The 26,299-nt window shown below is 52.9% G+C and carries 29 protein-coding genes and 1 pseudogene; 4 read left to right on the plus strand and 26 right to left on the minus strand.

The genetic code is table 11. The features are described 5' to 3' along the window. Positions 1–839: 839 nt before the first annotated feature. Both groL and groES read right to left on the minus strand, forming a co-directional pair. The gene (groL, locus tag M2298_RS27630) at positions 840–2,471 is read right to left on the minus strand and encodes a chaperonin GroEL (protein ID WP_063229481.1); all 1,632 of its coding nucleotides are present in this window, start codon (positions 2,469–2,471) and stop codon (positions 840–842) included. Between the two features lie 55 nt (positions 2,472–2,526). Next, on the minus strand, positions 2,527–2,811 hold the full coding sequence (gene groES, locus M2298_RS27635; protein ID WP_007721023.1) for a co-chaperone GroES: 285 nt from the start codon (positions 2,809–2,811) through the stop codon (positions 2,527–2,529). Between the two features lie 263 nt (positions 2,812–3,074). Between groES and M2298_RS27640 the strand changes: the two genes are divergently transcribed. Beyond that, a complete protein-coding gene (locus M2298_RS27640; RefSeq protein WP_173599854.1) occupies positions 3,075–4,418 on the plus strand; it encodes a CAP domain-containing protein in 1,344 nt (447 codons plus the stop codon). 7 nt (positions 4,419–4,425) lie between these two features. Here the strand turns inward: M2298_RS27640 and M2298_RS27645 are convergent, their stop codons facing one another. The 6 genes from M2298_RS27645 to M2298_RS27670 form a co-directional block, all read right to left on the minus strand. Next, positions 4,426–4,836, minus strand: a complete 411-nt coding sequence (locus tag M2298_RS27645) for a hypothetical protein (protein ID WP_122966558.1) — start codon at positions 4,834–4,836, stop codon at positions 4,426–4,428. Positions 4,837–4,966: 130 nt separating this feature from the next. Beyond that, a complete protein-coding gene (gene tatC, locus M2298_RS27650) occupies positions 4,967–5,743 on the minus strand; it encodes a twin-arginine translocase subunit TatC (RefSeq protein WP_122966559.1) in 777 nt (258 codons plus the stop codon). 18 nt (positions 5,744–5,761) lie between these two features. Continuing rightward, complete coding sequence (gene tatA, locus M2298_RS27655) at positions 5,762–6,121, minus strand: twin-arginine translocase TatA/TatE family subunit (protein ID WP_063229477.1); 360 nt, start codon at positions 6,119–6,121, stop codon at positions 5,762–5,764. Between the two features lie 41 nt (positions 6,122–6,162). Continuing rightward, a complete protein-coding gene (locus tag M2298_RS27660) occupies positions 6,163–7,164 on the minus strand; it encodes a molybdopterin-binding protein (protein WP_122966560.1) in 1,002 nt (333 codons plus the stop codon). Continuing rightward, positions 7,158–7,673, minus strand: coding sequence for a MogA/MoaB family molybdenum cofactor biosynthesis protein (locus M2298_RS27665; protein ID WP_122966561.1), 516 nt, complete (start codon positions 7,671–7,673; stop codon positions 7,158–7,160). Before M2298_RS27665 ends, M2298_RS27660 begins: the two co-directional genes overlap by 7 nt. A gap of 99 nt (positions 7,674–7,772) precedes the next feature. Next, positions 7,773–8,351, minus strand: coding sequence for a 5-formyltetrahydrofolate cyclo-ligase (locus M2298_RS27670; RefSeq protein ID WP_122966562.1), 579 nt, complete (start codon positions 8,349–8,351; stop codon positions 7,773–7,775). 105 nt (positions 8,352–8,456) lie between these two features. Here M2298_RS27670 and M2298_RS27675 point away from each other — a divergent pair, with 105 nt between their 5' ends. Beyond that, the gene (locus M2298_RS27675) at positions 8,457–10,391 is read left to right on the plus strand and encodes an ABC-F family ATP-binding cassette domain-containing protein (protein ID WP_122966563.1); all 1,935 of its coding nucleotides are present in this window, start codon (positions 8,457–8,459) and stop codon (positions 10,389–10,391) included. Positions 10,392–10,409: 18 nt separating this feature from the next. Here M2298_RS27675 and M2298_RS27680 read toward each other — a convergent pair whose 3' ends face one another. The 7 genes from M2298_RS27680 to M2298_RS27710 form a co-directional block, all read right to left on the minus strand. After that, positions 10,410–12,644, minus strand: a complete 2,235-nt coding sequence (locus tag M2298_RS27680) for a hypothetical protein (RefSeq protein WP_280649347.1) — start codon at positions 12,642–12,644, stop codon at positions 10,410–10,412. A 240-nt stretch (positions 12,645–12,884) separates the two neighbouring features. Continuing rightward, positions 12,885–13,973 (minus strand): tRNA (adenosine(37)-N6)-threonylcarbamoyltransferase complex transferase subunit TsaD, encoded by a 1,089-nt coding sequence (gene tsaD, locus M2298_RS27685; protein WP_122966565.1) that lies wholly within the window; start codon positions 13,971–13,973, stop codon positions 12,885–12,887. Next, positions 13,973–14,428, minus strand: coding sequence for a ribosomal protein S18-alanine N-acetyltransferase (gene rimI / locus M2298_RS27690; RefSeq protein WP_122966566.1), 456 nt, complete (start codon positions 14,426–14,428; stop codon positions 13,973–13,975). Before rimI ends, tsaD begins: the two co-directional genes overlap by 1 nt. 4 nt (positions 14,429–14,432) lie before the next feature. Next, positions 14,433–15,155 (minus strand): tRNA (adenosine(37)-N6)-threonylcarbamoyltransferase complex dimerization subunit type 1 TsaB, encoded by a 723-nt coding sequence (gene tsaB, locus M2298_RS27695; protein ID WP_122966567.1) that lies wholly within the window; start codon positions 15,153–15,155, stop codon positions 14,433–14,435. Continuing rightward, a complete protein-coding gene (tsaE, locus tag M2298_RS27700) occupies positions 15,136–15,606 on the minus strand; it encodes a tRNA (adenosine(37)-N6)-threonylcarbamoyltransferase complex ATPase subunit type 1 TsaE (RefSeq protein WP_122966568.1) in 471 nt (156 codons plus the stop codon). The genes tsaB and tsaE overlap by 20 nt, the downstream gene beginning before the upstream one ends. Positions 15,607–15,622: 16 nt before the next feature. Next, on the minus strand, positions 15,623–16,654 hold the full coding sequence (thiL, locus tag M2298_RS27705) for a thiamine-phosphate kinase (protein WP_280649348.1): 1,032 nt from the start codon (positions 16,652–16,654) through the stop codon (positions 15,623–15,625). Between the two features lie 80 nt (positions 16,655–16,734). Continuing rightward, the gene (locus M2298_RS27710) at positions 16,735–17,193 is read right to left on the minus strand and encodes a SprT family protein (RefSeq protein WP_280649349.1); all 459 of its coding nucleotides are present in this window, start codon (positions 17,191–17,193) and stop codon (positions 16,735–16,737) included. 110 nt (positions 17,194–17,303) lie between these two features. Between M2298_RS27710 and M2298_RS27715 the strand changes: the two genes are divergently transcribed. Together M2298_RS27715 and cmpA are read left to right on the plus strand one after the other, a co-directional pair. After that, on the plus strand, positions 17,304–17,639 hold the full coding sequence (locus M2298_RS27715; RefSeq protein ID WP_063229465.1) for a hypothetical protein: 336 nt from the start codon (positions 17,304–17,306) through the stop codon (positions 17,637–17,639). Between the two features lie 79 nt (positions 17,640–17,718). Beyond that, the gene (cmpA, locus tag M2298_RS27720) at positions 17,719–17,841 is read left to right on the plus strand and encodes a cortex morphogenetic protein CmpA (RefSeq protein ID WP_122966572.1); all 123 of its coding nucleotides are present in this window, start codon (positions 17,719–17,721) and stop codon (positions 17,839–17,841) included. Positions 17,842–17,862: 21 nt separating this feature from the next. Here cmpA and M2298_RS27725 read toward each other — a convergent pair whose 3' ends face one another. From M2298_RS27725 to M2298_RS27775, 11 genes and pseudogenes are all read right to left on the minus strand, one after another. Beyond that, positions 17,863–20,025, minus strand: coding sequence for a Tex family protein (locus tag M2298_RS27725; RefSeq protein WP_280649350.1), 2,163 nt, complete (start codon positions 20,023–20,025; stop codon positions 17,863–17,865). A gap of 111 nt (positions 20,026–20,136) precedes the next feature. Beyond that, positions 20,137–20,934, minus strand: coding sequence for an RNA polymerase sigma factor SigB (gene sigB / locus M2298_RS27730; RefSeq protein ID WP_122966574.1), 798 nt, complete (start codon positions 20,932–20,934; stop codon positions 20,137–20,139). Continuing rightward, positions 20,903–21,397 (minus strand): anti-sigma B factor RsbW, encoded by a 495-nt coding sequence (gene rsbW / locus M2298_RS27735; protein ID WP_122966575.1) that lies wholly within the window; start codon positions 21,395–21,397, stop codon positions 20,903–20,905. The genes sigB and rsbW overlap by 32 nt, the downstream gene beginning before the upstream one ends. Beyond that, a complete protein-coding gene (locus tag M2298_RS27740; RefSeq protein ID WP_063229461.1) occupies positions 21,397–21,723 on the minus strand; it encodes an anti-sigma factor antagonist in 327 nt (108 codons plus the stop codon). The genes rsbW and M2298_RS27740 overlap by 1 nt, the downstream gene beginning before the upstream one ends. Before the next feature lie 25 nt (positions 21,724–21,748). After that, positions 21,749–22,750, minus strand: a complete 1,002-nt coding sequence (locus tag M2298_RS27745; protein ID WP_122966576.1) for a PP2C family protein-serine/threonine phosphatase — start codon at positions 22,748–22,750, stop codon at positions 21,749–21,751. Further along, the gene (locus M2298_RS27750; RefSeq protein WP_122966577.1) at positions 22,744–23,181 is read right to left on the minus strand and encodes an anti-sigma regulatory factor; all 438 of its coding nucleotides are present in this window, start codon (positions 23,179–23,181) and stop codon (positions 22,744–22,746) included. Before M2298_RS27750 ends, M2298_RS27745 begins: the two co-directional genes overlap by 7 nt. A gap of 224 nt (positions 23,182–23,405) precedes the next feature. Further along, the gene (locus M2298_RS27755) at positions 23,406–23,756 is read right to left on the minus strand and encodes a type II toxin-antitoxin system PemK/MazF family toxin (RefSeq protein ID WP_005830205.1); all 351 of its coding nucleotides are present in this window, start codon (positions 23,754–23,756) and stop codon (positions 23,406–23,408) included. 3 nt (positions 23,757–23,759) lie between these two features. Next, the gene (locus M2298_RS27760) at positions 23,760–24,059 is read right to left on the minus strand and encodes a CopG family ribbon-helix-helix protein (RefSeq protein ID WP_025845698.1); all 300 of its coding nucleotides are present in this window, start codon (positions 24,057–24,059) and stop codon (positions 23,760–23,762) included. 178 nt (positions 24,060–24,237) lie between these two features. Continuing rightward, positions 24,238–25,440 carry an alanine racemase gene (gene alr / locus M2298_RS27765; RefSeq protein ID WP_122966578.1) on the minus strand — a complete coding sequence of 401 codons (1,203 nt, stop codon included), beginning with the start codon at positions 25,438–25,440 and terminating at the stop codon, positions 24,238–24,240. 2 nt (positions 25,441–25,442) lie between these two features. Continuing rightward, positions 25,443–25,883, minus strand: coding sequence for a hypothetical protein (locus tag M2298_RS27770; RefSeq protein ID WP_122966579.1), 441 nt, complete (start codon positions 25,881–25,883; stop codon positions 25,443–25,445). A gap of 221 nt (positions 25,884–26,104) precedes the next feature. After that, positions 26,105–26,299: pseudogene (locus M2298_RS27775) on the minus strand (hypothetical protein); the annotation flags it as partial.

A 26,299-nucleotide genomic window follows, 5' to 3' on the forward strand; every position in this document is an offset into this window, starting at 1 on the left:
ACTCTCCAATAAAGTTTGTTACTGGTTCAAAGCTGGCAAATCATTAATGATAGACTCATCAACGCTTTCGCTGTTCAGTTTTCAAAGAGCATTTTGTTCTTCTTTTTGTTATCAGCACCTCGTGGTGCCGACCTTTTAAACTATATCATGTCTTCTTTTTAAAATCAAGGGTTATTTTTAGAAGTTCGTGTTTTTTTCACTCTGTTTAAAAACCCTTTCAAAAGCGACAAGAGTTATCTTATCAAGTTCACGATTAAAACGCAAGTATAAAATCTCTGGAATTTTAACCCATAAATCCACTGCGGAAAACCATGCGCAGCTTCTCCGCAAAACGGCTACAGCAGAAGATAGAAACGGTTCCAATCGTTCTTGCATTTGCAATGGCTGATCTATAGAAGATTGCTCCCGCACCTGCACTCGACCAGACAACAGCTGAAATGTCTTCTAATTGGGCTACTAAGTGCCCGTACAGCTATGAGTGATATTCTTCCGTAACCCCCTAGCAGCCATCACAAGGGCCTTAAAACGCATAGAAGTCATACTCTGGCTTCTCCCCCTCAAAAGCTTCACAAGCTCTCCTTGCTTCAGCAGATGAACCGGGGTGCAATACATAATGCCTTTTTACAGGCGACTCGCTATTCAAGCTCGCCACAGCACCGAGCGAGCAGCAGACAGATGAAGCATCACCGCAAATGTATGCTTTCAGCGCAATCAGTTATATCGTAACACTCCGGCAAGAAGCGGAACAACAGTTGCCGACACGAGCAAAGAGCCTTTCCAATAAAAAAAGAGACAGACATATGTCTGCCTCTTCTTGCAGAAAACGGCGAGCCGCTTTCTTACATCATGCCCATACCGCCCATGCCACCCATATCTGGCATGCCCATAGGAGCTTTGTTTTCTTCTGGTTTGTCAGCAATTACTGCTTCTGTAGTCAGGAACATAGCCGCTACAGATGCAGCGTTGGACAGTGCGGAGCGAGTTACTTTCGCTGCGTCAACGATACCAGCTTCGAGCATGTTCACATACTCTTCGCTCGCTGCGTTGAAACCAATGCCAACTGCTTCTTTTTTCAGACGCTCTACGATTACAGAACCTTCCAGCCCTGCGTTCGCAGCGATTTGACGAACTGGCTCTTCCAGGGAACGGAGTACGATTTGTACACCTACAGCCTCTTCGCCGTCTACTTTGATCGCTTCAACCGCTTTGATTGCGTTGATCAGAGTAGTACCACCGCCAGGTACGATACCTTCTTCTACTGCTGCGCGAGTAGAGTTCAGAGCGTCCTCGATGCGGAGTTTTTTCTCTTTCAATTCGGTTTCAGTAGCTGCACCGACTTTGATAACTGCTACGCCGCCAGCCAGTTTAGCCAGACGCTCTTGCAGTTTTTCGCGATCGAAATCGGAAGTAGTATCTTCGATTTGTTGACGGATTTGCGCTACGCGGCTTTCGATAGCTGCCTTGTCGCCAGCACCTTCAACAACAGTTGTGTTTTCTTTGGTAACCACGATTTTGCCAGCGCGGCCCAGTTGCTCCAGCTTGGTGGATTTCAGATCCAGACCGAGCTCTTCTGTAATCACTTCGCCACCAGTCAAAGCAGCGATGTCTTGCAGCATAGCTTTGCGGCGATCGCCGAAGCCAGGAGCTTTTACTGCTACAGCTGTGAAGGTACCACGCAGTTTGTTCACTACGAGAGTAGCCAGCGCTTCGCCTTCCACATCTTCAGCGATGATCAGGAGTGGTTTGCCGCTTTGTACTACTTGCTCCAGTACAGGCAGAACTTCCTGGATGTTGGAGATTTTTTTGTCAGTGATCAGGATGTAAGGGTTGTTCAGAACCGCTTCCATCTTGTCAGTGTCAGTGATCATGTAAGGGGAAGCGTAGCCGCGGTCAAATTGCATACCTTCTACTACTTCCAGTTCCGTTACGAAACCTTTGGATTCTTCAACGGTGATTACGCCGTCTTTACCCACTTTTTCCATAGCTTCAGCGATCAGGTTACCAACTTCTTGATCGTCAGCGGAAATCGCAGCTACTTGTGCGATAGAAGATTTGTTTTCAACTGGTTTCGCGATGGATTTGATTTCTTCCACAGCAGCGCGAACAGCTTTTTCCATACCGCGACGGATTACCATCGGGTTAGCGCCAGCTGTTACGTTTTTCAAACCTTCACGGATCATAGCTGCAGCCAGAACAGTTGCAGTGGTTGTACCGTCACCCGCGATGTCGTTTGTTTTGGTAGCAACTTCTTTAACCAGTTGCGCACCCATGTTTTCGTAAGCGTCTTCCAGCTCGATTTCTTTCGCGATGGTTACGCCGTCGTTTGTAATGAGTGGAGAACCGAATTTTTTCTCCAGAACCACGTTACGGCCTTTTGGACCGAGGGTTACTTTAACCGCATTTGCCAAAGTTTCCACACCGCGGAGCATGGAGCGGCGAGCGTCTTCAGAGAATTTGACTTGTTTTGCCATCTAATCTCTACCTCCTGATATGTGTTTTGTCGTTCGACTTCCTATGTCAAGAGCCTTAACCGATGATCGCGAGGATATCGGATTCGCGCAGCACGAGGTATTCTTTATTGTCTACCTTAACTTCAGTACCAGCGTATTTGGAGAAGATTACTTTATCGCCTTCTTTTACTTCCAGAGCGATGCGCTCGCCGTTGTCAGCAACACGGCCAGAACCAACTGCGATTACTCGGCCTTCTTGCGGTTTTTCCTTTGCAGAATCAGGCAAAACGATACCGCTTGCAGTCGTTTCGTCTTTGGAGATAGCTTCGATTACCACACGGTCACCCAATGGCTTAAGCACTAAAAACACCCTCCTCAAAAAATGTAGGTAAACAAAGTTTCTGTTGTTAGCACTCATAACAGTTGAGTGCTAACACCCAATTCCTATAATAATGAATCGCTATGTACTTTGCAAGTAGTTTCCCTCATTTTTTCCCAACCGCTCGTCTCGATTTGCCGTTCTTCTACTAGATGACTTTTTCTAGCAGACGGTTCTAGCAATCAGTCTGTCTCATATAAATCAAACATACGATCAGACAAGCCTGCCAAGGAGGGAAATGTTCCATGCAAAAATGGCTCTGGATCGGCTTGATTGCCCTCGGTGTGCTGGGGATCAGCCGTTTGTTCTCATCGGACACCACTTCCTTTATACGGGTAAATATCTACCCTGCCGACATCTACTGGGACGGACGCAAAATCGCCACAGGCAATGCGCAAGGGTATTATGTAGAGAGAGGCCAGGAGTTGCCCGCTTCCCTGGAATATCGCGGAACGCTTTACGTCCCTCTTTCCATGATCGGGCGGCATCTCAACAAACCTGTCGGCTGGGACGAATCCTCGCATTTTGCCTGGGTTGGTCAGCCTCCGACAGTCCCGACCGAGCTGTCGTCAGAAGTCAGCGGCTCCCCTGCTCCATCGTCTCCCAAAGCGGAGGACGCCATACCCGCTACCGCGCCAGCTCAAAACGCTCCGGCAAAAACGGCCGATTCGGGAGATGCTTCAATGAAATCATCTGCTACGCTTTTTGGCATGACAATCGGCATGTCCTCCGATGAGGTCAAAAAGCTGTTGGGCGAACCGGCTCGCAAAGACCCGAGCAGTCTCGGCTATGAATGGTGGGTGTACAATCGCGATCCGGCCAAGTTCGTGCAGGTGGGCATCGCAAGCGGCAAAGTCGTCGATCTCTACTCTCTCGCCCCGGATGCAGCACTTGGCAACATCGGCGTGGGCAGCAGCCTGCAAGCATTGGAGCGCCAGTACCCTCTGCAAAATACAATCACCTTTTCCTATATGGGAGCGAACATCCAGATCACCAATCAAAAGCAGCAGCGCCCGCTCGTCATGAAAGACGGAGTCCCGCACATTTTTTATTTGGACAAGCAAAATGGCAACAAAGTGACCGGGTTGCGCATGATCGACACGCAAATGCTTTTGCGCGGCGGATTTTACGAGACGAAATGGTCCTACCAAGGGCAAGCGCCTGACTTCGATCCTCCAGTCCTGAATGTAGGCCAACGGGAACAAGTCAACCTCGCCAACGAACGGCAGACCATCGATCTCGTCAACGTCACCCGCTACCGCTACAAGCTACCTCCCCTGCAATGGAACGAGGAAGCCGCCCAGGTCGCCAGAGGGCACAGCCTTGATATGGAAACAAACGATTACTTCGACCACATCTCCCCGACGACCGGAAGCAGTCCTTTTGACCGTCTGAAGCAAGCGAATATCACCTACAGCATGGCGGGGGAAAATATTGCGGCAGGTTACCCCGACGCCATTGAAGCGCACGAAAGCTGGATGAACAGTCCCGGGCACAGGAAAAACATCCTGGAAAAGGACTTCACCCAGCTAGGTGTCGGGGTCATCACTGATTATTTCACCCAAGCGTTCCTTACTCCCAACAAGTGATCCTTCCTCAGCGCAATTGAACGTTCGCCCGCAACTGATCCACCGCGCCTGTAAACTCGACCACGACCGTCTCGTACTCTTTCGTGTGCAAAATCAGCCAGGGACGTCTTCCGCCTTTTTTGGGCATGATGACGAACATCTCGGCAATGTCGGTATCCAAACTAGCCGAGGCAAGCTTCAACCGCTTGGGAGGAGCCAACGGTATTTTCACAATCATCACATGGTCCAAAGACGGGTTCAGTTCCTGCACTCGCCCACTCACTGTCGCAAGCAGCTGCTCCGCTTCTTTTTGAAACACGTCTGAATTGGCAAACGTGGCGACAACCTGCTGCTTGTCGGAATCGAACAACTCTACCTGCTCTGCACCAACTGCGGAACCGGACGAAAAGAACAGAGTCAAACATAAAATCAGCCACATGGTTTGCAAGCACCTCCCTTATTAACTTTTCTAGTATCTCCCACCTGTTTGCAAAGTCATGCCAACCGCTTGGCAATAAAAAAAGACCCGCTGCTATCCATTCCATAGCACGGGTCTTCTTTCGTATAAGTTATCGTACCAGCTCGTCCGTTTCGTAGCTGCCGTATTCTTTTTCCCACTCGGCTTCTTCGCGCAGCTGCTTGCGGTACACGATGCGCGACAGCCAAATGCTCATCTCGTACAGCAGCAAAAGCGGAATCGTCACCATGATGTCGCTGACAATCTCAGGTGGCGTCAGCGTAATCCCGACTACAGCCAGTCCGAAATAGGCCAACCGTCTTACTTTTGCCAACCTCATCGGGTTGAGGATGCGCAGACGGGTGAGGAACATCACGATGATCGGCAGTTGGAACAAAATGCCGAACGGGATGACCATGTTGAACAGGAAGCCAAAATACTCGGCGATTCCGTAATTGGGGTCAGCCCCGATCGTCGCAGTCATGCCGGTCATGAACTGCATGATCATCGGAAATACGACGTAATAACCAAACAAAATGCCTACGATAAAAAGCAAACAGGCCGCCGGAATAAAGTAAAGCGAACCGCGTCGCTCACGTTCCTCCAAACCTGGCGAAACGAAGCGCCAAAGATGGAACAAGGCGACAGGCAGCGCCGCCACCGCACCAATCAAAAAGGCAAACTGCATGTACACGCGAAGAGCATCGGATGGATGCAGGGAAATAATCGGCACTCCATCGGCAATCGGCTCTTGCTTCAAGTATTCAATCAACGGACCGGCAAAGTAAAAACCGGCTATCAGCGCGACGACAAACACCGCCAGCACCCATATGATGCGCCTGCGCAACTCCGTCAGGTGTTCAACCACTGTCATTTCACGATCTCTCATGGCAACCACCTTACCTGATTATGCCTTCTGCTGCTCTTTCTCCATCTGAAGGCGTTCCAATTCCAGCTTTTCACGAATTTCCTTTTCCAAGCGCTCGCGCTCCAGACGTTCGCGAACTTCACGCTCGATTTTTTCACGATCAAAAGCGTCCTTCTCGGTCACGACTGCCGCTTTCGCCGGAGCTTCTTTGGCAGCCAGCTCCTTTTTCTTCGCTTCGTCGTCCTCATCGTCATCGCTAGTCAAACTGCGCGTAGCGTTTTTAAACTCTTTCAGCGTGTGTCCCACGGCGCGTCCAAGCTCCGGGAGTTTTTTCGGGCCGAACAGCACCAACGCCAACACGAGAATCAGAATCAATCCAGGAATCCCAATCGAACTCATTTTCTTCACTCCTTTTTCCTGTTATTTGCCAGTCTAACCAGCTAACACTTCCGTAAACCGCCATAACCGAGTCTCGTCATGTCAGAAGCAACAATTCGTTCTCCTGCAAGAATCCGCGGCAAAAACACATCAAATGAAGTGAACGGCTCATGCATCACAGCTCCAGGAAGGCCGAGAATTGGAACTTCCCCTTTATAGGCAACCATCAGCATGGAGCCAGGCAGCATCGGCGTTCCGTATCGAACCACTTCCGCTCCTACACCTGCGATCGCTCCCGGCGTCCTGTCATCCGGATCGACGGACATACCGCCCGTGACGAGCACCAGATCGACGCCTTCGTCGAGGAACGAGTGAATTTGCTGTTCAATCGCTTCCTTGTCGTCAGGAGCAAAACGTTGGTCCACAACAGTAGAGCCGAGCGCTTCCACTTTGTTCCGAATCACCGGGCCGAACTTGTCCGCAATTCTGCCGGAGAATACTTCCCCTCCGGTCGTAACGAGACCGACTCGCTTCTCCTCAAACGACTTCACCTGAATAATCGGGCCGTCAAACTGCTTGACCAACTGTTCCAGTTCAATGATGCGCGTCTCCTCGATGATCAGGGGAATAATTCTCGTGGCAGCCAAAGTATGCCCCGGATGCACGATTTGATCACCGTACATGGTGGAAAAGGCAATTCCCTCCAGCGTGTTCAAGGCATGCACCGCTTCTTCGTTGATCTTGGCAAGGCCAGTCCGCGATGCTTTCATCGATACTTTGCCCTCGTACGGAGGCGTCAGCGTCAAGCCTTGCCCGGATACGGCCTTGGCAATCCGAATGCCTGCCTCTTCTTCATGAATGAAGCCCTCAGGCATCTCCAGCACGTAAATGTGCTCCTTGCCGATGGACAAAAGCGGCTCAATATCCGCTTCGGTCACGACATGTCCTTTTTTAAACAGGCGGCCTTTAAACTCGCCAGGCAAAATTTGCGTCATGTCGTGCGGCAGCATCATGCCGATGGCTTCCCGCACTGGAACTTCCCGCATTTTCGGTTTTTCTACCAACCCAATCCTCCCCAATCTTCGTTGGCTTCCCCTGTTCCTTGCAAAATGTGCAAAGCGTCCGCGAGCATGTCGCCGATCGCATTAAAACAGATTTCGACCCCTTTAGGGTTTCCAGGGAGGTTAATGATGAGCGAGTTGCCGCGCGTACCCGCAACAGCGCGCGTCAGCATCGCACGGCGGGATTGCTGCAAGCCGGCACGGCGCATTTCTTCCGCCAGCCCCGGTACAGGCCGGTCGATGACCCATTCTGTCACTTCCGGCGTAACATCGCGCGGGCTGAGCCCTGTCCCGCCAGTGACGATCAGCAGGTCGCATTTTTCACGATCCACCAGCTCAATCATATGCTCCTGCAAGTCTTCCATATCATCAGTAACGGCACGGTAGACAGCAACATCTACGTCCAGCCAATCCCTTGTCAGATTGCGGATGATGGGAATCCGATCATCTGCCCGATCTCCTCTGGCAATCGAATCACTCGCCGAGATAACGCCTACCTTCCATTTACCCACAGTTCATTCCTCCGTTTTCTCATTCGTTCATATTGTACACTTTTTTGTCCATAGTGTAGAGAGAATAGCGCGAAAAAGGAAGCGCCTGACACAAAACCTTCACGATTGAAAATAGCCTTTTTCCGTTACAATCCCGTCAAGCCGGATGTCGTGAGGCTCCAGCGGGACATGCTCCACGACCTGCATGGAGAAGCCAACCCCTACTAAAAACGGCAGTCTGTCCAGTCCAGCCAAAAAGCGATCGTAAAACCCGCCGCCGTAGCCCATTCTGCCGCCATGCCTGTCAAAAGCGACACCTGGCACAACTACGGCCTCCAACAGAGACACATCCGCTTCCTCTGCTTTTTCCGGGTCCGGCTCCATAATTCCGTACACGCCCTGCTTCAGCATATGTTCTCCGGTAAATCGGTAAGGGATTAATCGGCGCTGCTCGACCAAAGCAAGCGGCAGCCAAACTTCCTGGCCTCTGTTCATCGCTTCCCGAATGAAAGGCAAGATGTCTACTTCGTCGCCAAACGGATGGAAGGCAAAAATCGCCCTGGCACTGGCAATCCGCTCATTCTCCAGAAGGTGACGGCATATGTGCGCAGAATACTGCTCTCGCTCACTTGCCGGAAGCGCTTTTCGCCTCTCCAAAATATGGCTTCGCAGCTGCTTTTTATTCGTTTTTTGGTCCATGGCGGCTTGTCCCCTCTCCTTTCGCACAAGGACCGCGTCCTGAAGGCTTGTCCCGTGCGCTCTCTCTAGGCTACACTTGCATTACTATATAAAGAGGTGAATCAGATGATTTTGCTACAGGCTGAACATATAGAAAAAACGTATGGCATCGAAACCATTCTACAGGACATCTCTCTGCAAATACAAACAGGAGAACGGGTCGGACTGGTCGGCGTAAACGGCGCGGGCAAATCTACCCTGATGAAAATACTTGCGGGCGAGTTGAGCTATGACAGCGGGCTGGTTCGCATCCCGAAAGACGTAACGGTCGGTTACCTGGCCCAAAACGGCGGCCTCGAATCGGAGCGATGTATTTGGGATGAGCTGCTGAGCGTGTTCGACCACTTGCGGGCGGAGGAAAAGGAATTGCGCGAGCTGGAAGCCAAAATGGGCGACCCGGCCGTGCTGGCAGATGAAAAACGATACCAGCAAATTTTGGAGAACTACTCGCTGCGCTCGGAAGCTTTCAAGGAAAAAGGCGGCTACAGCTACGAAGGAGCCATTCGCGGCGTCCTGCACGGCTTGCGCTTTGCGGACATGGACTACCAGACCCCGATCAAGACATTGAGCGGCGGGCAGAAAACGCGGCTGGCGCTTGCCAAGCTGCTGCTGCAATCTCCGACGATTTTGCTATTGGACGAACCTACCAACTACCTCGATATCGAGACGCTCACCTGGCTGGAAACGTATTTGCAAAACTATCAGGGAGCAATCCTGGTCGTATCCCATGACCGTTACTTCCTCGACAAGCTGGTGACTGTCGTCTACGAAATCGAACGGACTCGCGCTACGCGCTATGTCGGCAACTACAGCCGCTTCCTCGATGAAAAGGCTGCCCGGCTGGAGCAGGATTTGAAGCGGTTCGAGAAGCAGCAGGAGGAAATCGCCAAGCTGGAAGATTTCATCGCCCGCAACATCGCTCGCGCCACGACAACCAAACGGGCGCAGAGCAGACGCAAAACATTGGAGAAAATGGACCGTCTGGACAAGCCAATCATGAACAACAAGTCGGTGAATTTTTCCTTTGAAGTAGCCAAAATGAGCGGAACCATCGTCATGAAAGCAAGCAACCTGTCTGTCGGCTACCCGGATGCCGTTCTCTCCCGCGGCCTGACTTTTGAAATCGAGCGCGAGGAACGCGTCGCACTGGTCGGGCCAAACGGGATCGGCAAATCTACTTTGCTGAAAACGATTGTCGGACAGTTGCAAGCTCTTGCCGGAGACGTACACTTCGGAAGCAACGTCACAATCGGCTACTACGACCAGGAACACCGCAACCTGAACGAGCGCAACACTGTGCTGGGGGAAATCTGGGACGAGTATCCGAACATGCTGGAAAAAGACGTGCGGACGCTGCTCGGCAATTTCTTGTTCAGCGGCGACGATGTCCAAAAGAAAATCAGCGATCTGTCAGGCGGCGAGCGCGCGCGTGTCTCCCTGGCCAAACTGATGCTGAAGCAAGCCAACTTCCTCATTTTCGACGAGCCGACGAACCATCTGGACATTTTCAGCAAAGAAGTGCTGGAAAACGCGCTCTACGACTATCCGGGCACTATTTTGTTCGTCTCCCATGACCGCTACTTCCTGAACAAAATCGCCAGCCGCGTGCTGGAGCTGACAGGCAATGGCGTGACAAGCTATCTGGGCAACTACGACTACTACGTGGAAAAGAAGCAGGAACTGGAGGAGCTGGCCGCCGAGCAAGCCGCGCAGCCAGCGAAAAAGCAGGGAACGACTACAGCCGCCCAGGCGGAAAAATCGTCCTACGAGCTGGACAAAGAAGCAAAACGGCGCGAGCGCCAGCGCCAGCGCCGTCTGGAAGAGATCGAGGCAACGATCCAAAAGCGGGAAGCCGATATCGTCAAGTGGGAGGAAGAACTGTGTCTCCCGGAAATCTACAGCGATCATATGCAGGCCAAAGAGCGCAACGATCTGATCCAGGCCGCCAAACAGGAGCTGGAGCAGCTGTATGATGAATGGAGCTCGCTGTCCGAGGAATAAGCGAGGCAGACGCTCTGTCTACGTGGAGCAGCGCTTTTGCTCAGGCTCCTCCAAAGCCGCGTAAAGCGCTGGAACGATCAGAAACGAAATGCAGGTCGCAGCCGTCACGATCCCGGAGTCATTCAACGCAAGACCTGCGAGCGATCCGGCGATGACTCCGGCGAAGCCTTTTACCAAATAAGGCGTGTCTTGCGCCAGATGCCGGAGAAAGCGGTCATTTTTCAAAGAGAGCACGCCCAGTGCAATGAGCGAGACGGCAAAGACTTTGCTCCAGATCGAGACGCGAATCAGCCGCACGTTCATCGCCAGCTTTCGCTCGATCATCTGTCCGACCTCGCCCCATTCACCTGCGAGTATTTGCTGCGAGACTCTCCCTACATGGGTGAGCGGCTGGTCGGACAACAGACTCGTCGCCATCAACCCGATTACCCCGAGAACGAGGCCGCCTGTTAACAGCAGGAGGCCTTTTTTGCCGATTCGCAGGTTATGCAGCCGGGCAAACGCGACAAAAAGCCCGATCAAGCCTGCCAGAAAGCCGCCCGCATCTGTCCCCAGGTTCGGCGCGACCATGTAGTAGAGCACAACCGCACAGACGAGCAAGGAACCGCCGGGCAGTGCCAAGCCAGCCACAGGGAGCACTCTCGTCCGCTCCCGATACAGCTGGTACAAGGAAGCGACAAGCATGACCGTTCCTCCGATGATCACTCCCTCGTATTCATTGCCCAATCCGTAAAACCGCGCCCCGATCACCGGATCATAGCCGAGAAAAGACTGCCGCATCAACGTTGCTCCCGTCCACCCGTCGAGACATACAACTGCCACCGTGACCGCACTGACACCCAGCGTTATTTTTGCGAGCGATTGATTCTCCTGCCAAAAGGCAATCGCCAGAGCAGCCATGATCAATACTCCCAGTATCAGCGAGCCGCGCACCTTCCAATCCAGCGCCGCTTCCAGCAAAAGCAACGCAGGGAACCAGAGCAACGCCAGAAGCGCCAGGCGAACTCCTCTGCGCATGCGCGACAGCCCCACTCCTTCTCTTCTTCTCCCCCACATCCACAGCAGCGCTGCGCAGCCTACCGTCACAATTTGCAGCATCACGTAAGTGTACAGGACAGACGGCCTTGTCGCGTACGTATGATGAATCTGTTCCACTTGGCTGAGCAGTTGCGACAGGTCGCCTTCTGTCCGGTAAATGGAATGACCCGTCAACCCTTTAGGGACAGGCACGTCCAGCCAGGTCAGCACTGTCGGCAACACATCCAGCCCGCTCACGAGACCGTTCTGGCGCGTCGTTGCAGAAGTCAGCAGCCCGGAAGACTGATCCGACCACAGCAAAAGCGGCGAGAGCAGCGCCTTGTCTTTTGCCGCCACGGAATTGACGGCGGGCGATACCAGCATGATCATCTGGTTAGCTCTGCGCAAGGAAAGCAACTGGTCGAGAAACTGCGCCAAATCGTTCTGGACGCGCTGATATTGTCTCGCAAACTGCCCCGGCTCCATGTCCGGCCCCAGCTGATACAGGCGGGACAAATCAGAAAGCTGTACCGCAATCAACCCGGATGAACGGTCTGCGCGAATCCGATCGAGCAAGTAGGCCGTATTCGTTTTCACTCCGTACGGGTATCCTCTGACAGACAGCGAGTTTGCTTCCGATACGTCTCCGGCAGGAACTCTCCCTTCCTGATCCATAGCGAAAAGCACAGCCTGCCTTTGCCTGGTTTCCTCAAAGTCTCCATTGCCGTAGGAGGCGATCCGAATCTTGTATGCTGCCAGTGTCGTGCCCAACAGTCCAAGGCGGGAAGTATACGGCTTGTCGCGGTTGTCCTCATGCAGACGGAATATACCGGGAAAAAGGATCGCTGAGCGCGCCAAGTCGTGCGCCCGATAGCCTCCCAACTCCTGCATCCGCTCTCCTGCCGTCTCGCGCGGCGAAAAAATTTCCGCGGGGTGATAGGCTGTGCCGCTTCGCTCTGTGTACAGAGCCTGTCCTCCGCTCCCCATCAGCAAGTAGCCATTCGCAGCCGTTCGCGGCCCTGGCGTGCGCAAAGAAAGAGCTGCTGCCCCCGCTTGGCTGATCCACTTATCCACAAGCGGCAAGCTTTTGAGCTTTTCCAGATCGGCAAAAGACATCCCTTCCACAAACAACAGGATGACTTGCGGTTTTTCTTGAACTGCCAGCGTTTTTCCGGGATTTGTATGTGCAAACAATATCAGGATGAGCAAAAAGAGCAGCACGATTTTGGACTTCATCGGGTTCCTCCTGTTGATAACCAGAAATTTTTATCCACATATTCCACAAAATAATCCACAGGCTATACGTGAATTTCCCGGTCATTTTCTCGTGTTATCACCAGTATTCACAGGGGGCTGTGAGAACAACCCGGAAAGTTATCCTGAACTTGTGGATAATGTCGAAAAAGCTCGATTTCTGGGAGTACGAGGGACGAAAAAAAGCCCATTCCCGGGAATGGACTTTTCGTTTTAAATCGTTTACTGTTCGTTTTCATTCAGCGACAAACCAGGGACGCCGTTCAGATCGAGAGCGGCAAACTGCCCTTTTTCATACTTGATATAGCCTGCTGCCGCGATCATGGCAGCGTTGTCCGTGCAAAGCGAGAGAGGCGGGATGACAAGCGGGATTCCCTCAGACTCGCAACGTGCCTGCAAACGTTCCCGCAGGCCGCGGTTCGCAGCTACGCCGCCTGCCAAAAGCACTTGCTTCGCCTGGCAAGCGCGGACGGCGCGAATCGTTTTTTCCACCAGCACTTCGGTCACCGAGTCCTGGAAGCTCGCGGCCAAATTCGCGGGTTCAATCGTCTCTCCCCGTTGCGCTGCGTTGTGCAACGTGTTGAGCACGGCTGATTTCAGACCGCTAAAGCTGAAATCGTAGGAGTCCGGTTCCAGCCAGGAACGCGGCAACGGGACGTTCGGTTCCCCTTCATGCGCGAGTCGGTCAATGTGCGGTCCACCCGGATACGGCATGTTCAGCGCCCGCGCTACCTTGTCATACGCCTCTCCGGCAGCGTCGTCTCGCGTCTCGCCCAAAATTTCGAACTGTCCGTGCCCCTTCATCCAGACAAGCTCCGTATGACCGCCGGAAACAACGAGAGCGATCAACGGAAAGTCCATCTCCTCGACAAGCCGGTTGGCGTAAATATGTCCTGCGATATGATGGACACCGATAAGCGGGATTCCCCTTGCCAGCGAAATAGCTTTTGCCGCCGCTACCCCGACCAGCAGGGCGCCTACAAGACCTGGTCCATACGTTACCGCAATGGCGGAAATGTCCTCCAGCTTCTTGTCTGCCTCAGCCAAAGCTTGCTCAATGGTCAGCGTAATGTTCTCCACATGTCTGCGGGATGCGACCTCCGGCACCACGCCACCAAAGCGCTTGTGGATGTCTGCTTGTGAAGCGATGACATTGGACAGCACCTCGCGGCCATCGCGCACGACAGATGCCGATGTCTCGTCGCAGCTAGTCTCGATTCCTAAAATATACACGGGCGCGCCAGACTTTTTATGCGCCTCATATGCTTCTCGTACGCGCATCTCGTAGCGCGATGTAGTCGTCTTGTTCATTACAAAGTCACCCACATAATGATTGCGTCCTCATTGTTATCTGAATAGTATCTTTTGCGCACGCCATGCTCGCGAAAACCGAGCTTGGTGTACATGTTCCGCGCCACAAGGTTGGATGGACGGACTTCCAGCGTCATGCTTTTCGCCCCAAACATCCTCGCGACTCCCATCATTTTGATCATGAGACCCAGCCCGATTTTTTTCCCGCGGAACAATGGATGGACGGCCACATTGGTAATATGGGCTTCGTCAAGCACGATCCACATGCCGCAGTAAGCGACGATCCGGTTCTGGTGGACAACGACGACATAACGGGCGTTCGGGTTCTTCGTCAGCTCATTGACGAATGCGTCGTGCGGCCAAGGAGTGGAAAACGACAGTCGCTCCAATTCAGCCACAGCCCCGACGTCCTGCATCGTCATGAAACGATATTCCAAATCGATTGGTTGGCTCATCCTTCTACTCCTTTACGGCCCCCGCCTGCTTTTGGGCAAGCCACTTCGCTTCGGCTTCCGCCAGTTGCAAATACTCGGGCACTAGCTCGTGCGCACTGCCCGCTTGCTGCAGTCGGCGCAATGCCACGTATCCGATATGAGCGGCACGAGGGTGATTGGATGCGGGAGACGCAAAGCGGGCCTGCTCTCCCAGTTCTTGTGCAATCGCTTCCCGGTGAATCCGCACATCTTCGCCCAGAAAAAGAATCGGCTGTCCTTGAGCCATATCCCTGAGCTGGGGCAACCAGTCCTGGAGCAAGATGATTTTTTCATCCCCCTGCACGTCAACCGCGTCCAGACCGTTCGCGCGGTAGCAGCCTGTGTACACCTGTCCCCGGCGAGCGTCGAACAACGGTACGATCAACCCGGGAAAGCCCAAAGCATTCATAGCCACTACTTCCAGGCTGGAAACGCCGATGACTGGCACGTTCAACGACCATGCCATGCTTTTGGCCGTAGCCACTCCAATGCGCACTCCCGTATAGGAGCCTGGTCCATTCGCTACTCCAAAGCCGCCAAGCTGCTCAGGAGAGGTTCCGGTCGCATCCAGCAACTCGCTTACGCAGTCCATCAGCCGAATCGAATGGTTTTTTTGCTGATTCGTCGTCATTTCGGCAAGGACGCGTTCTTCCTCCACCACCGCTACACTTAACACCAGATTGGATGTATCAATCGCCAGTACGCGCATCAAAATCAAACTCCTCACACAATTTCACGTAACGCTCTCCCTTGGGACACAGCTCGATGCTTCGCTCATCCTCGCCAGATGTTCGCAGGAAAACCGTCAGCCGATCCGCCGGCAAGTAATCCTCAAGCAAGGAGGCCCACTCGACGACACAGACTCCCTCGCCAAAAAAGTAATCGTCCAGCCCAAGCGAATCAGGATCATCCCCTACCCGGTAGACGTCCATATGATAAAGCGGCAAGCGCCCCTGATATTCTTTTATGATCGTAAACGTCGGACTGTTCACTACTTGGCGAACGCCAAGCCCTCGTGCAAGCCCTTGGGTAAACGTCGTCTTTCCGGCCCCCAGATCGCCTTCCAGCGCCAAAAAGTCACTCGGGGCCAGACACTGTGCCAGTTGCTCTGCAAAACGCTGCGTTTCCTGCGCGCCTGCAAGCTTCCAGATATAGCCCATTTTATCCACTCCTCGCTTACTCGCGCCGCTTGAAATGATTGTAGCCTGCTTTCGGCAGAGCCGTTCGGCTTTCGCCAGTCCGCAGCGACAGCTTGGGTGCAGCAGTCTGCTCGGCTTCCACCGCACCGATTACAGAGAACAGGATGCCCGCTGCCGCAAAACGTTCGCGGACGGCATCAACCTCGCTCGCTTCGATTGTTCCGACGAGCTGGTAGTCCTCTCCGCCGTAAAATGCCCACTCCACCGGGTCTTTTCCGAACTGCAAGGCGCAGGCCCGCGCCTCTTCCTCGATCGGGATCAGGGCGGCGTCTACACAAATATTGACCGAGCTTGCCTCCGCGATTTCCCACAGCTCGGAAGCCAATCCGTCACTGACATCATTCAACGCCCCGCAAACACCTGATTGCAGGAGCAGACGCCCAGCTTTTACCTGAGCGACCGGGCTCTGGTGAGCTGCTATCAGTTTCGCCCAACGCCCTGACCATTCAGTCACAGACTGCTGTTCTTGCCGATCTTGTAGCAACACATGCAAACCGGCGGCAGAACTGCCCACATGTCCTGTTACAAAAACAGCTTGCCCCGCGCGGGCGTGCGAACGCCGAATGGCGCGTCCTTTTTCCACCTCGCCAAGCACCGTGACAGACAAGTGCAACGCATCTGGTGCGGATACCGTATCTCCGCCGATTACTTTCACGCCATACATGTCACATGCCGCGTAAATTCCATCGTATATGCCATGGCACTCTTCCGGCGTCCAGTGCGGTGCGACGGCGATGCTGACCAACGCATAGCGGGCGTATCCGCCCATCGCCGCGACGTCGCTTACATTGCTTGTAACGGCTTTGTAGCCGATGTCACTTGGCCGCATCGTTTCTTTTAAAAAGTGAACGGTCTCGACCATCGCGTCGCAGCAGGCCACAATTTCCATCTCTGGCGAAGGAGAAAAAACGGCGGCATCGTCCCCCAGCCCGACAGTCAAGCCGTCTCCTTCCTGTCCGTCCGAACGGCTCGTCCATTGCCGGATCAGGGAAAATTCGTCATGTGCCACCTCGAACGCTCCTTTTTTGCATAGTCAGTCCATTATACCTCTCGTGTCAAAATGCACGCAAGAAAGCCGCGTCTCGCTTGCTACTTCAGTTCTCTCAGCTGCAACGTTCCCCGGCATCGTCCGCAGCGGTAGCGGGAAGGGTCCATTCGCCTTTTTCGTTTATACGTCATCCCGCACGAATGGCAGGCAAGCTCGTAGCGATAAGGCATCACCGCTCTGCCGCTGCCTACCTGCTGGCAATACCGGCTGCCGCCGACCTGGGCAAGCAGTCTGCGAAAGTCTTGATCTGCGTGGCGGTAGCCTTTTTTCTCCAGATGCAAATGATAGTGACACAGCTCATGCTTGATGATCGCAATCAACTCGCCTTCTCCATGCTCCGCCAGATGTTTGGGATTCAATTCAATATCGTGGGAGCGCAGCAAATACCGTCCGCCTGTCGTGCGCAATCTGCTGTTGAAGCGAGCCCGATGACGAAATGGCTTGGCGAAAAATTGAGTGGAGATTTGCTCCACCAGCTCTTGCAATTCGGTATCGGTCATGTCCTCTCTAACGCTCCTCTCTCCTTTTCACCATAGCAGTTCCTGTTGAAAAGTGCCAGACAGATAGGCTACACTGGGTGGAAGAAAAGTAGATTGGTTTGGAGGAGCTTATGCGCTATTTGATCTTGCAGGAAAAAGACGGGTTGACGTTCGTTGCGCTGCCTGAAACGCATATGTATCAGCTTGTTGCCCTGTTCAAGCGACTGTACAAGGAAATCGACAAGCTGACCATCGAGGATCGACCACAGCTGCCGAGCGTGCTTGCGGAATGCGCCGACCTGGAGCTTTTGGGAAGCGGACTTGCCGTTGTGGATGGACTCGATTACGTCAGCAGTCTGGAAGAACGCTTTGCCGCACTCCCCGAGAGTCAGTATCCACTGATCTCCTTGTTGACCGAGATTCGCGCTTTACAGGCCCAACTTGAATTTTTGCGCGACGAAGAGTAAGTTTTTTGGAAAATAAGTACCTCCTGATCGTCTTTGTGCATACATTGCCAATAGGCGAATAATTCCAGGAGGTACCTACATGCCCCAATGGATGCGTAAGCAGTTGCAGCGTGCCTTCAACGGGAAGGACATTCGACAAATTCGTTTGCTGAACAGTTGCTGGTTCTTATATTGGGAAAAACATGGCGGCCGTCCCGAGTAGCAGGAGGCCGCCTTTTTATGTTTACGCTTCGCCCGGGGCGATCATGGTCAAGCCCACGCGCTGGCGCTTTTCATCGATTTCGACAACCCACACATCCACGATGTCTCCTACGGTCACAACGTCGAGCGGATGCTTGACGAAGCCTTTTTTCAGCCGGGAAATGTGAACAAGCCCATCGTTTTTCAGACCGATATCCACAAACGCCCCGAAGTCTACCACATTGCGAACCGTTCCTTGCAGCTTCATCCCTACTCCGAGATCGGACAGTTGCAGCACGTCGCTGCGCAAGAGCGGCTTCGGCAGCTCATCGCGGGGGTCGCGTCCCGGACGCAACAGACTCTCGACAATATCCGTGAGCGTCGGAACCCCGATGCCAAGCCGCTCGGCTGTCTTCTCGATATCGAGCGATTGCAGGCGCTCTTTGCAGCGCTCGCTGCCGATTTCGCTCGGCGCAATTTCGATCATCGCCAAAAGCTTGTGCGTAGCCGCGTACGATTCCGGGTGAATCGGGGTCTTGTCCAGCGGATCGCTTCCTCCTGTGATGCGCAAAAAGCCGATGCACTGCTCGTACGTCTTGGCTCCCAGTCGAGGAACTTCCTTCAACTGGCTGCGAGACGAGAACATGCCGATCTCTTCCCGCTTTTTCACGATGTTGCCCGCCACTTGCTTGCTGATTCCCGATACGTACTGCAACAGCGACGAGGATGCTGTGTTGACGTCCACCCCGACGTGGTTTACCGCCGATTCGACGACAAATTGCAAGCTGTCCGCCAATCTCGACTGGGACACGTCATGCTGGTATTGGCCCACGCCAACCGATTTCGGGTCGATTTTGACCAGTTCGGCAAGCGGGTCCTGCAAACGCCGGGCGATCGAGGCAGCACTGCGCTCCGCTACATCGAGGTCCGGAAACTCTTCTTTCGCCAAAGGTGAAGCTGAGTACACCGACGCTCCCGCTTCATTCACGATAATGTACATGACCTGGCGCTTGATTTCCTTAAGCAGATTGGCAATAAATTGCTCCGTCTCACGCGAGGCCGTACCGTTGCCGATCGCGATGACACTGACATCGTACGTCTCGATCAACTGGCGAACTTTTGCCGCTGCTTCTGCCACTTTGTTTACCGGAGGAGTAGGGTAGACGACCGCTACTTCCAATAGCTTGCCCGTCTCATCGACTACAGCTAATTTACAGCCAGTCCGGAATGCCGGGTCGACCCCGAGAACGACTTTGCCTTTTACCGGAGGCTGCAACAGTAGATTGCGCAAGTTCTCCGCGAAAATGTGGATGGCCCGCTCTTCTGCCGCCTCTGTCAGCTCGGCGCGTACCTCCCGCTCGATCGACGGCGCAATCAAGCGCTTGTACGCGTCCTCGACCGTCTGCTCCATGAGTGAGCGAACGACCGTCTCGCCGGGAACCATCCGCCTTTGCACCCAGGCCAAAATCTCGGCGACTGGCGCTTCTACGGTCACCTTCAGGATGCCTTCGCTCTCTCCCCGGTTGATGGCGAGCACGCGATGGGGCACAACCTTTTTCAAAGGCTCGCTGTATGCGTAATACATCTGGTATACGTTTTTCTCGTCTGCTTCTTCTGCCTTTTGCTCGGTCACCAGCAGCCCTTTTTGCACGGTGCGCTGGCGAACCCACTGGCGGATGTCCGGATCGTCGGAAATGTGTTCGGCAACGATATCCATCGCCCCTTGCAAAGCTTGCTCGATCGTTTCCACGCCTTTTTCGGCATCCACGTATTTTTGTGCTTCCTCTTGCGGATCACCTTTTTTCGGCAGGCTCAACAAGTACGTGGCGAGCGGCTCCAATCCCTTTTCCTTGGCCATCGTCGCTCGCGTGCGGCGCTTTTGCCTGTACGGTCGGTAAAGGTCTTCCACTTCTTGCAGCTTCGTGGCCCGCTCAATTGCCGCCTTCAATTCATCCGTCAGCTTGCCCTGCTCCTCGATGAGCCGGACTACTTCTTCCTTGCGTACTGACAGGTTGCGCAAATAACGCACGCGTTCCTCGATCGCCCGAATTTGCGTTTCATCCAACTGCCCGGTCATTTCCTTTCGGTAGCGGGCAATGAAAGGAACGGTATTGCCTTCATCCAAAAGGGCAACCGTGCGTTCCACCTGATGAGGTTTGACGCCCGTATCCTGGGCGATTGTCTGGATCATCAATGTAAGCTCCATACATTCCTCCTGCGCTCGTACTTCGCCGTTTATTGTACCATATTTGCTAGCAACGTCTGGAAACGGGCAAAAAAAAAGAGGTGCACATGCCCCTCCTCCCAAGCTTCCCTGTTAGGTTGCTGTTCTCGCCGTTTCCAGCTGTTCTACCCGCAAAGCCTCTCTCAACTTGCCCAATGCACGACGCTGCAAGCGGGAAATATGCATCTGGGACATGCCCATGATGTCTCCGGCCTGCTTCTGGCTCAAATTTTGATAAAAGGTTAAATGAATGATTTCTTTTTCCCGCTTGTCCAGAACGTGCAGCGCCCGGTCGAGCATCAAGTTTTGTTCGACTTGTCCGTAGCCCACTTCTTGCTGGCCGACGAGATCCAGCAGTGTGATCGTGTTGCCGTCGTTGTCTGCTTCCAGCTCGCTGTCCATGGAAAGGGAATGGTAGCTCCGCCCCATTTCGAGCGTCTCCAATACGGCTTCTTCCGTTACGCCCAGGCAGTTCGCAATATCGGATATTTTCGGCGAACGTTGCAGCTTGGCTGTCAGCTCATCCACAACGCGCTTGATCTTCGGGCTCAATTCTTTTACACGGCGCGGCACGTGCACACTCCACGTCTTGTCCCGGATGTATCGCTTGATTTCTCCGACAATCGTCGGGATCGCAAAGCTTTCAAACGTTCTGTCAAAAGAAGGGTCAAATCGGCGCAGGGACGCAAGCAGCCCGATCATCCCCACCTGGACAAGGTCTTCGTACATGACTTGTCCACGCACAAACTTTTTGGCCAACGTTTCAACTAGCGGAGTATAGGCGGTCACCAACTGCTCCTGCAGGCTTTCGTCCCTTGTCTGCCCATACAGTTGAATGAGCTGCCGGAGCTCCTCCGGACTATACTTCCGTTTCCGAGATTGTCCAGTCATCGCCAGCCACCCCATCCCGCCGAACATACTTGGTCATGGAGACCATCACTCCTGATTCGGAGCGAATCACTACCTCGTCCATCAGTGTGTGGATGAGATAAAGGCCAAGACCTCCTTCATCCAGATCCTCAAGGTTTCTTCCTGCATAAATCGGTGTCAGTTGTTCTGGCAACAGCTCTTCGGCAAATCCTACGCCCTGATCGCTCACCTCGATGCACAGACGATCGGAGCAAACCTGACATTCTATATGGATAAAACCAGCTTCTTCTTTATCCTTGTACGCGTGTTTTACTGCATTCGTGCACGCTTCCCCTACTGCAAGCTTGATATCCTCAATCTCCTCATAGGAAAAGCCCATGCGATTCGCTATCCCCGACACAGTAAGCCTCGCCACGCCCAGGTAATCCGTTTGATTTGGCAAAGTCAACCGAATCCTGTCAGCCAGAGGTTTTTGTTGAGCCATTACTCGCTCTCTCCTTTGCGGACGGCAATATGTTCGTACAAGCCTGTGATGCGAAACAGCCTTTCCACGCGTGGAGACAATTTTTGAACCTCAAACGCGCATCCGTTTTGCTTGCACGCTTTCATGGCCGCGATGAAAATTCCGATTCCTGTGCTGTCCATATACTCGACCGCTTCCAAATCGACCAAAATGCGGCTGGCGCCAGGCTGATTTGCGAGAGACATGAGTGTCTCCTTTACTTTTGGTCCTGTATGGGCGTCAATATCTCCCCCAAGGACCACCAGATGCTCTGCCTCCTGGCTAGTGGTGTTCATGAACAGATCCATCGCCATCTCCCTCCCTTGCATTGCTTCATGTTCTTCGAAGTACAATCATGGTGTAGTCATCCAGCAGTTCAAATTGGGAGAGCGTAAGCAGCCTGTTGTACAGGGCGTTCGCCATTTTTTGGGCATGGACGCCCACTTCGGCTTGCATGTGGAGAATTAACTCATCCCTTTGCAAATAGTATCGGTTTTTTTTGCATTCTGTTACACCATCTGTCAGAAGAATCAGAACATCTCCCGGTTCCAGGCGAACTTCCCGCACTTCGTATTCGCTACTCGGGCATAGCCCCAGTGCTGAGCCTTGTCCTTCCAAATCGGCAAACTTTTTTTCTGAAGCCCGATACAAAAAGCCAGGCTCATGCCCCGCCACAGCATAGCGGAATGAATGGAGCCGCGTATCGTACGCTCCGTAGAGCATCGTTACAAACATGCTCGGATCGATGTTTCGACCGACGATCCGGTTGAGATGGTGCAGCATCTCGTCAGGGCCAAGCGGCATCTCTCGCAAGCTGTCAATCGCGTACTTGAGCATGGACATGCACATCGCTGCGGAAATTCCTTTTCCCGTAATATCCGCAACGCTCAGGCAAAAGCGCTCTTCGTCCTGACAAATAAAGTCGTAATAGTCTCCGGACATTTGCTTCGCTGCTATGCTGACAAGGCCGATCTCCAAACCGGGATAAGCGGGTATTTCTCCAGGCAAAAGCGTCTGCTGCATCGCCTGGGCCACTGCCATCTCCGCTTCCAACTGTTGATGCCTGCTCCGCCAGCTATGTACGGACCGATGTTCGTTGCCGTATTCAATCATTACTTCGGTCAGGATGGAAAAGGACGCACGCACAAATTCCGGGACATCGCCCAGCTTTTCCAATGCCCGCCCATGCATATCTGTCAATTCTTCCGGCGAAATATTGCGGGCGAGCAGCCACTTGCCCATCTGCTGGGCTACGTACAGCTGATCCTCGCCAGGGCCGTTCAGGTAATCCCGAAGAAGCTTTACATACTCTTCCTCCAAGCTTCGGATTACCATTTGTCTCTCCCCTCCTCCAGCGGGCTGTTCCACTTCACGACGACCACTCGAGTTCCTTCTTCTCGGGAGCTGTGGATTTCAAATTCATCCATCATGCGCCTGACTCCTGGCAACCCTGCCCCGAGTGCGCCGGAAGTCGAATAGCCGTCTTCCAAAGCTTTGCGGATATCGGGGATTCCCGGTCCCGCATCTATTGCGGTCATTTGCAAGCCAATCACACCGTTTTTTTCAATCGGCTCAATCGTGATTGTCCCGCTACCTGCGTACAAATAAATGTTACGGGCCAATTCGGAGATGGACGTGGCGATTCGGGACTGCATGATTGTACCGAAGCCGAGCTGTCTCGACATATTTCGCCCCACTTGTCTCGCTGTTACGATGTCTGTTTCTTGTTTGATCTTGATTGTCTCAGGACTACAGCTCTGCCACAATCAAAAAACCCCTTCCGCCCTCACTTAATAGGTAGAAATAAATGAAAATGAATGCGATCGAAGTTTTTTCTCTACCTCGGAAGTAATAGCAAATCGTGTCACTTTTTGTCTACTATTCACAACAAACACATTCGCTACAGACATGGCAATTCCCTGCCCCCACAGCAAAAAAACCACTTGCTTCACCCAAGTGGCTTTTCCTCTCCCAGCACTTGATTCATTTTTTAGAAATCAATGAGGCCCAAGCTGATTTGTAAAGACTCATTGACCCGATCCATCATCTCGTCATCGAGATGGGTAATCTTATCGGTCAGCCTTTGTTTGTCAATGGTTCGTATTTGTTCCAACAAAATGACGGAGTCACGATCAAATCCATATGTTTTTGCGTCAATTTCCACATGCGTAGGCAGCTTTGCCTTCTGAATTTGCGCCGTAATGGCTGCGACGATGACCGTCGGACTAAATCGATTTCCAATGTCGTTCTGAATGACTAAAACAGGCCGCACGCCTCCTTGCTCAGAGCCAACGACCGGTGACAGGTCCGCGAAAAATACATCGCCACGTTTGACAATCACAGGTCACACCCCGCTAACTAAGCGGACAAGAGTATGGTCAGCCTCTTCCTCAGCGCCAAAAGCCTCCGATGCCATTTTCAGATTAATCTTCGCCATCTCCATATACCCTTTTTGCATTGTCTCCCGGATCGTACGTTTTTTACGCTCCTTCAAATACAAATGCATCGCCTGACGAATAAACTCGCTGCGATTGGATTTCTCCTTTTGAATGACGCCATCCACTTCCTGTAGCAAGTGTTGCGGCAAACTGATCATGATGCGTTTCGTGTTTGACTTCGACAAGACAAATCCACCTCCAACCATGACCGTAACTTCCATCTACCATGCCAGTTCTTGAAAGAACAGCCAGTATGAACAATACCATTATGTCGAAACCATTGCAAAAATATACCTATCCGTAAGCGTTTCAGGCAAAAAAGCCCGCATTTGCGCTTAACTAATATTCGCGCTCCACTAGAAAACTCCTGCTGATTTTTGCTTGCTAGTTATTTACACTTTTTACAGGCACATGCTTCATCGCCAGCGGATGAAACACCTCAGTGATTTCCTTGTTGCGGACATAGACGCGCGGAATCCGGTAATTCAGCATGCAGGGGACTTCATAATTAATCGTTCCAAGCAACTGAGCAACCTCATCCAGAGAGATTTCCTCATCCCCCTGTTTGCCGTATAGAACGATTTCATCGCCGACCTGCCCAGCCTCCGGTTCCAGTCTGATCATGGTTTGATCCATGCAGACTCGCCCTACGATTGGATAGCGGGAACCATTGTACAACACTTCTCCCCGATTGGACAAGAGGCGGGAATACCCATCGGCGTATCCAATGGGCACAGTGGCGATTCGCTCACCTGGTTCTGCCGTATAAGTCGCGCCATAGCTGACCGTAAACGGCTCCACTGCTGTTTTTGCATGGGCAATTTTGGTTTTCAGGGAAAGGGCAGGGACAAGAGTCACGTCCGCACGCTCTTTCATGTACGGTGAAGGATACAATCCGTATAAACCTATGCCTAAACGGATCGTATCATACCCCCAATCGGGAAAAGCGATGGCGGCAGCTGTATTGCAGCAGTGTACTGTGGGCAACTGCTTTCCCGCTGCGCGCAGTGCTTGCAAAAAGGATTGAAACGTCTCGTGTTGTCGTCGCACATGGGTCGTGTCCGGTTCGTCCGCGCAGGCAAAGTGGGTGAAAATGCCTGTCCATTCCAGCTTGGGGCTGTCTTCGAGAGCGCCTACCACATCGAGCAACGCCTCTGCTGTCTGGACGCCCAAACGCCCCATGCCTGTGTCCGTTTTTACATGCACGCGGACGGGATCGAGGCCCTTTTGTTCGAGCAGTCGGTTCGCTGCCCGAATCCAGTCCGTGCTGTATGTCGTCAGTTCAACATTCAGTCTGCTGGCACTTTCGAGCGAATCAGTCGGCGTATACCCGAGCACCAAAATCGGCGCTTCGATTCCTGCCTGTCGCAGAATAATCGCTTCATCGAGCATCGCCACCGCCAGAGTGTCGGCACCGCTCGCAAGCGCCTCCCTGGCTACGTGCACAGCGCCGTGTCCGTAACCGTCTGCCTTGACGACAGCCATAATGCCCGTGTTTTTCGGCAAATGGCCGCGGAACGTCTCAACATTGGTCCGGATGGCGTCCAAATCAACCTCAACCCAAGTGTCACGACAAAACGGTTTCATTCCTATCTCCTCTTGTTCCCTTTATTATAGTAACTCAAGCGCTCATTCAACTGATTGAGAAACTGCCTGGAAACCATCAACGATTCTTTTTTGCCTCCCAAGCGATAGAAATGGCGGCCTTCGTAAACCTGCTCCACTTCTGACAAAGGATAGCTCGTTTCTTTTCCGGAGATGCTGACGATCAGGTGAGTCTTCGTCAGCTTGTACACAGGACGCATAATCGACTTGTACAGGAATGGAGCAAGACCGACGACTGCTATGGCAATCGCAATAGCCAACACTTTGAAGGTCGCGTCATTCCTCGGAAAAATTTGTGCGAGAATCATCATCCCCAAAACGAAGGTGATGGTCTCGGCAATCCGCATGCTCCAGCTTTTGCGCAACAGCATGTCCTTGTAGGTCGACTCTTCCTGGTACAATACATCGGTAGACGATTTTTTCATCTTGCTGCATGCCACCTCATTACGGTATAAGTTACCTTGAATGTATCGTGTTTTCCCGGTGCGTGTCAATTCAGGGTTTGTCCTTTTACCTCATGCGTGCACGCAATTACCGCCGCCAAGCGGCTGACTGCGGCCTATCCCGGTGTTGTTGGCGGACTGCTCCGCTACGGAAAAGAGCAGGCGAGAAGATTCGCCTGCTCTTTTGTGCGTTCGTTTGCGGACTATTGTTCGCCCGCTTTGTCCTGTTCTGCCTTTTTCTCGCCGTGTCCTCGGAATGCCCCTTTTGTGAAGCTGCCTTCCACCATTTTTTGCACGCGATCTGCTGCGTTTTCGTTCATTTTGTCAGCTTGCTCTTGCGTCAGCTTGCCTGCTGTGACCGCTTCTTTCAGCTTCGCTTCTTGTTGTTCAACCAGCAA

Origin of the sequence: Brevibacillus sp. 1238, from assembly GCF_029892995.1 — a bacterium.
Lineage (GTDB): Bacteria > Bacillota > Bacilli > Brevibacillales > Brevibacillaceae > Brevibacillus > Brevibacillus parabrevis.

Excerpts from the sequence above, each read along its gene's own strand:
- groL (WP_063229481.1), bottom strand. The coding sequence starts at position 2,471 with ATGGCAAAACAAGTCAAATTCTCTGAAGACGCTCGCCGCTCCATGCTC.
- M2298_RS27640 (WP_173599854.1), top strand. The coding sequence starts at position 3,075 with ATGCAAAAATGGCTCTGGATCGGCTTGATTGCCCTCGGTGTGCTGGGG.
- M2298_RS27645 (WP_122966558.1), bottom strand. The coding sequence starts at position 4,836 with ATGTGGCTGATTTTATGTTTGACTCTGTTCTTTTCGTCCGGTTCCGCA.
- tatC (WP_122966559.1), bottom strand. The coding sequence starts at position 5,743 with ATGAGAGATCGTGAAATGACAGTGGTTGAACACCTGACGGAGTTGCGC.
- tatA (WP_063229477.1), bottom strand. The coding sequence starts at position 6,121 with ATGAGTTCGATTGGGATTCCTGGATTGATTCTGATTCTCGTGTTGGCG.
- M2298_RS27670 (WP_122966562.1), bottom strand. The coding sequence starts at position 8,351 with ATGGACCAAAAAACGAATAAAAAGCAGCTGCGAAGCCATATTTTGGAG.
- M2298_RS27675 (WP_122966563.1), top strand. The coding sequence starts at position 8,457 with ATGATTTTGCTACAGGCTGAACATATAGAAAAAACGTATGGCATCGAA.
- M2298_RS27680 (WP_280649347.1), bottom strand. The coding sequence starts at position 12,644 with ATGAAGTCCAAAATCGTGCTGCTCTTTTTGCTCATCCTGATATTGTTT.
- tsaD (WP_122966565.1), bottom strand. The coding sequence starts at position 13,973 with ATGAACAAGACGACTACATCGCGCTACGAGATGCGCGTACGAGAAGCA.
- rimI (WP_122966566.1), bottom strand. The coding sequence starts at position 14,428 with ATGAGCCAACCAATCGATTTGGAATATCGTTTCATGACGATGCAGGAC.
- tsaB (WP_122966567.1), bottom strand. The coding sequence starts at position 15,155 with ATGCGCGTACTGGCGATTGATACATCCAATCTGGTGTTAAGTGTAGCG.
- tsaE (WP_122966568.1), bottom strand. The coding sequence starts at position 15,606 with ATGGGCTATATCTGGAAGCTTGCAGGCGCGCAGGAAACGCAGCGTTTT.
- M2298_RS27710 (WP_280649349.1), bottom strand. The coding sequence starts at position 17,193 with ATGACCGATACCGAATTGCAAGAGCTGGTGGAGCAAATCTCCACTCAA.
- M2298_RS27715 (WP_063229465.1), top strand. The coding sequence starts at position 17,304 with ATGCGCTATTTGATCTTGCAGGAAAAAGACGGGTTGACGTTCGTTGCG.
- cmpA (WP_122966572.1), top strand. The coding sequence starts at position 17,719 with ATGCCCCAATGGATGCGTAAGCAGTTGCAGCGTGCCTTCAACGGGAAG.
- M2298_RS27725 (WP_280649350.1), bottom strand. The coding sequence starts at position 20,025 with ATGGAGCTTACATTGATGATCCAGACAATCGCCCAGGATACGGGCGTC.
- sigB (WP_122966574.1), bottom strand. The coding sequence starts at position 20,934 with ATGACTGGACAATCTCGGAAACGGAAGTATAGTCCGGAGGAGCTCCGG.
- rsbW (WP_122966575.1), bottom strand. The coding sequence starts at position 21,397 with ATGGCTCAACAAAAACCTCTGGCTGACAGGATTCGGTTGACTTTGCCA.
- M2298_RS27740 (WP_063229461.1), bottom strand. The coding sequence starts at position 21,723 with ATGGATCTGTTCATGAACACCACTAGCCAGGAGGCAGAGCATCTGGTG.
- M2298_RS27745 (WP_122966576.1), bottom strand. The coding sequence starts at position 22,750 with ATGGTAATCCGAAGCTTGGAGGAAGAGTATGTAAAGCTTCTTCGGGAT.
- M2298_RS27760 (WP_025845698.1), bottom strand. The coding sequence starts at position 24,059 with ATGGTTGGAGGTGGATTTGTCTTGTCGAAGTCAAACACGAAACGCATC.
- alr (WP_122966578.1), bottom strand. The coding sequence starts at position 25,440 with ATGAAACCGTTTTGTCGTGACACTTGGGTTGAGGTTGATTTGGACGCC.
- M2298_RS27770 (WP_122966579.1), bottom strand. The coding sequence starts at position 25,883 with ATGAAAAAATCGTCTACCGATGTATTGTACCAGGAAGAGTCGACCTAC.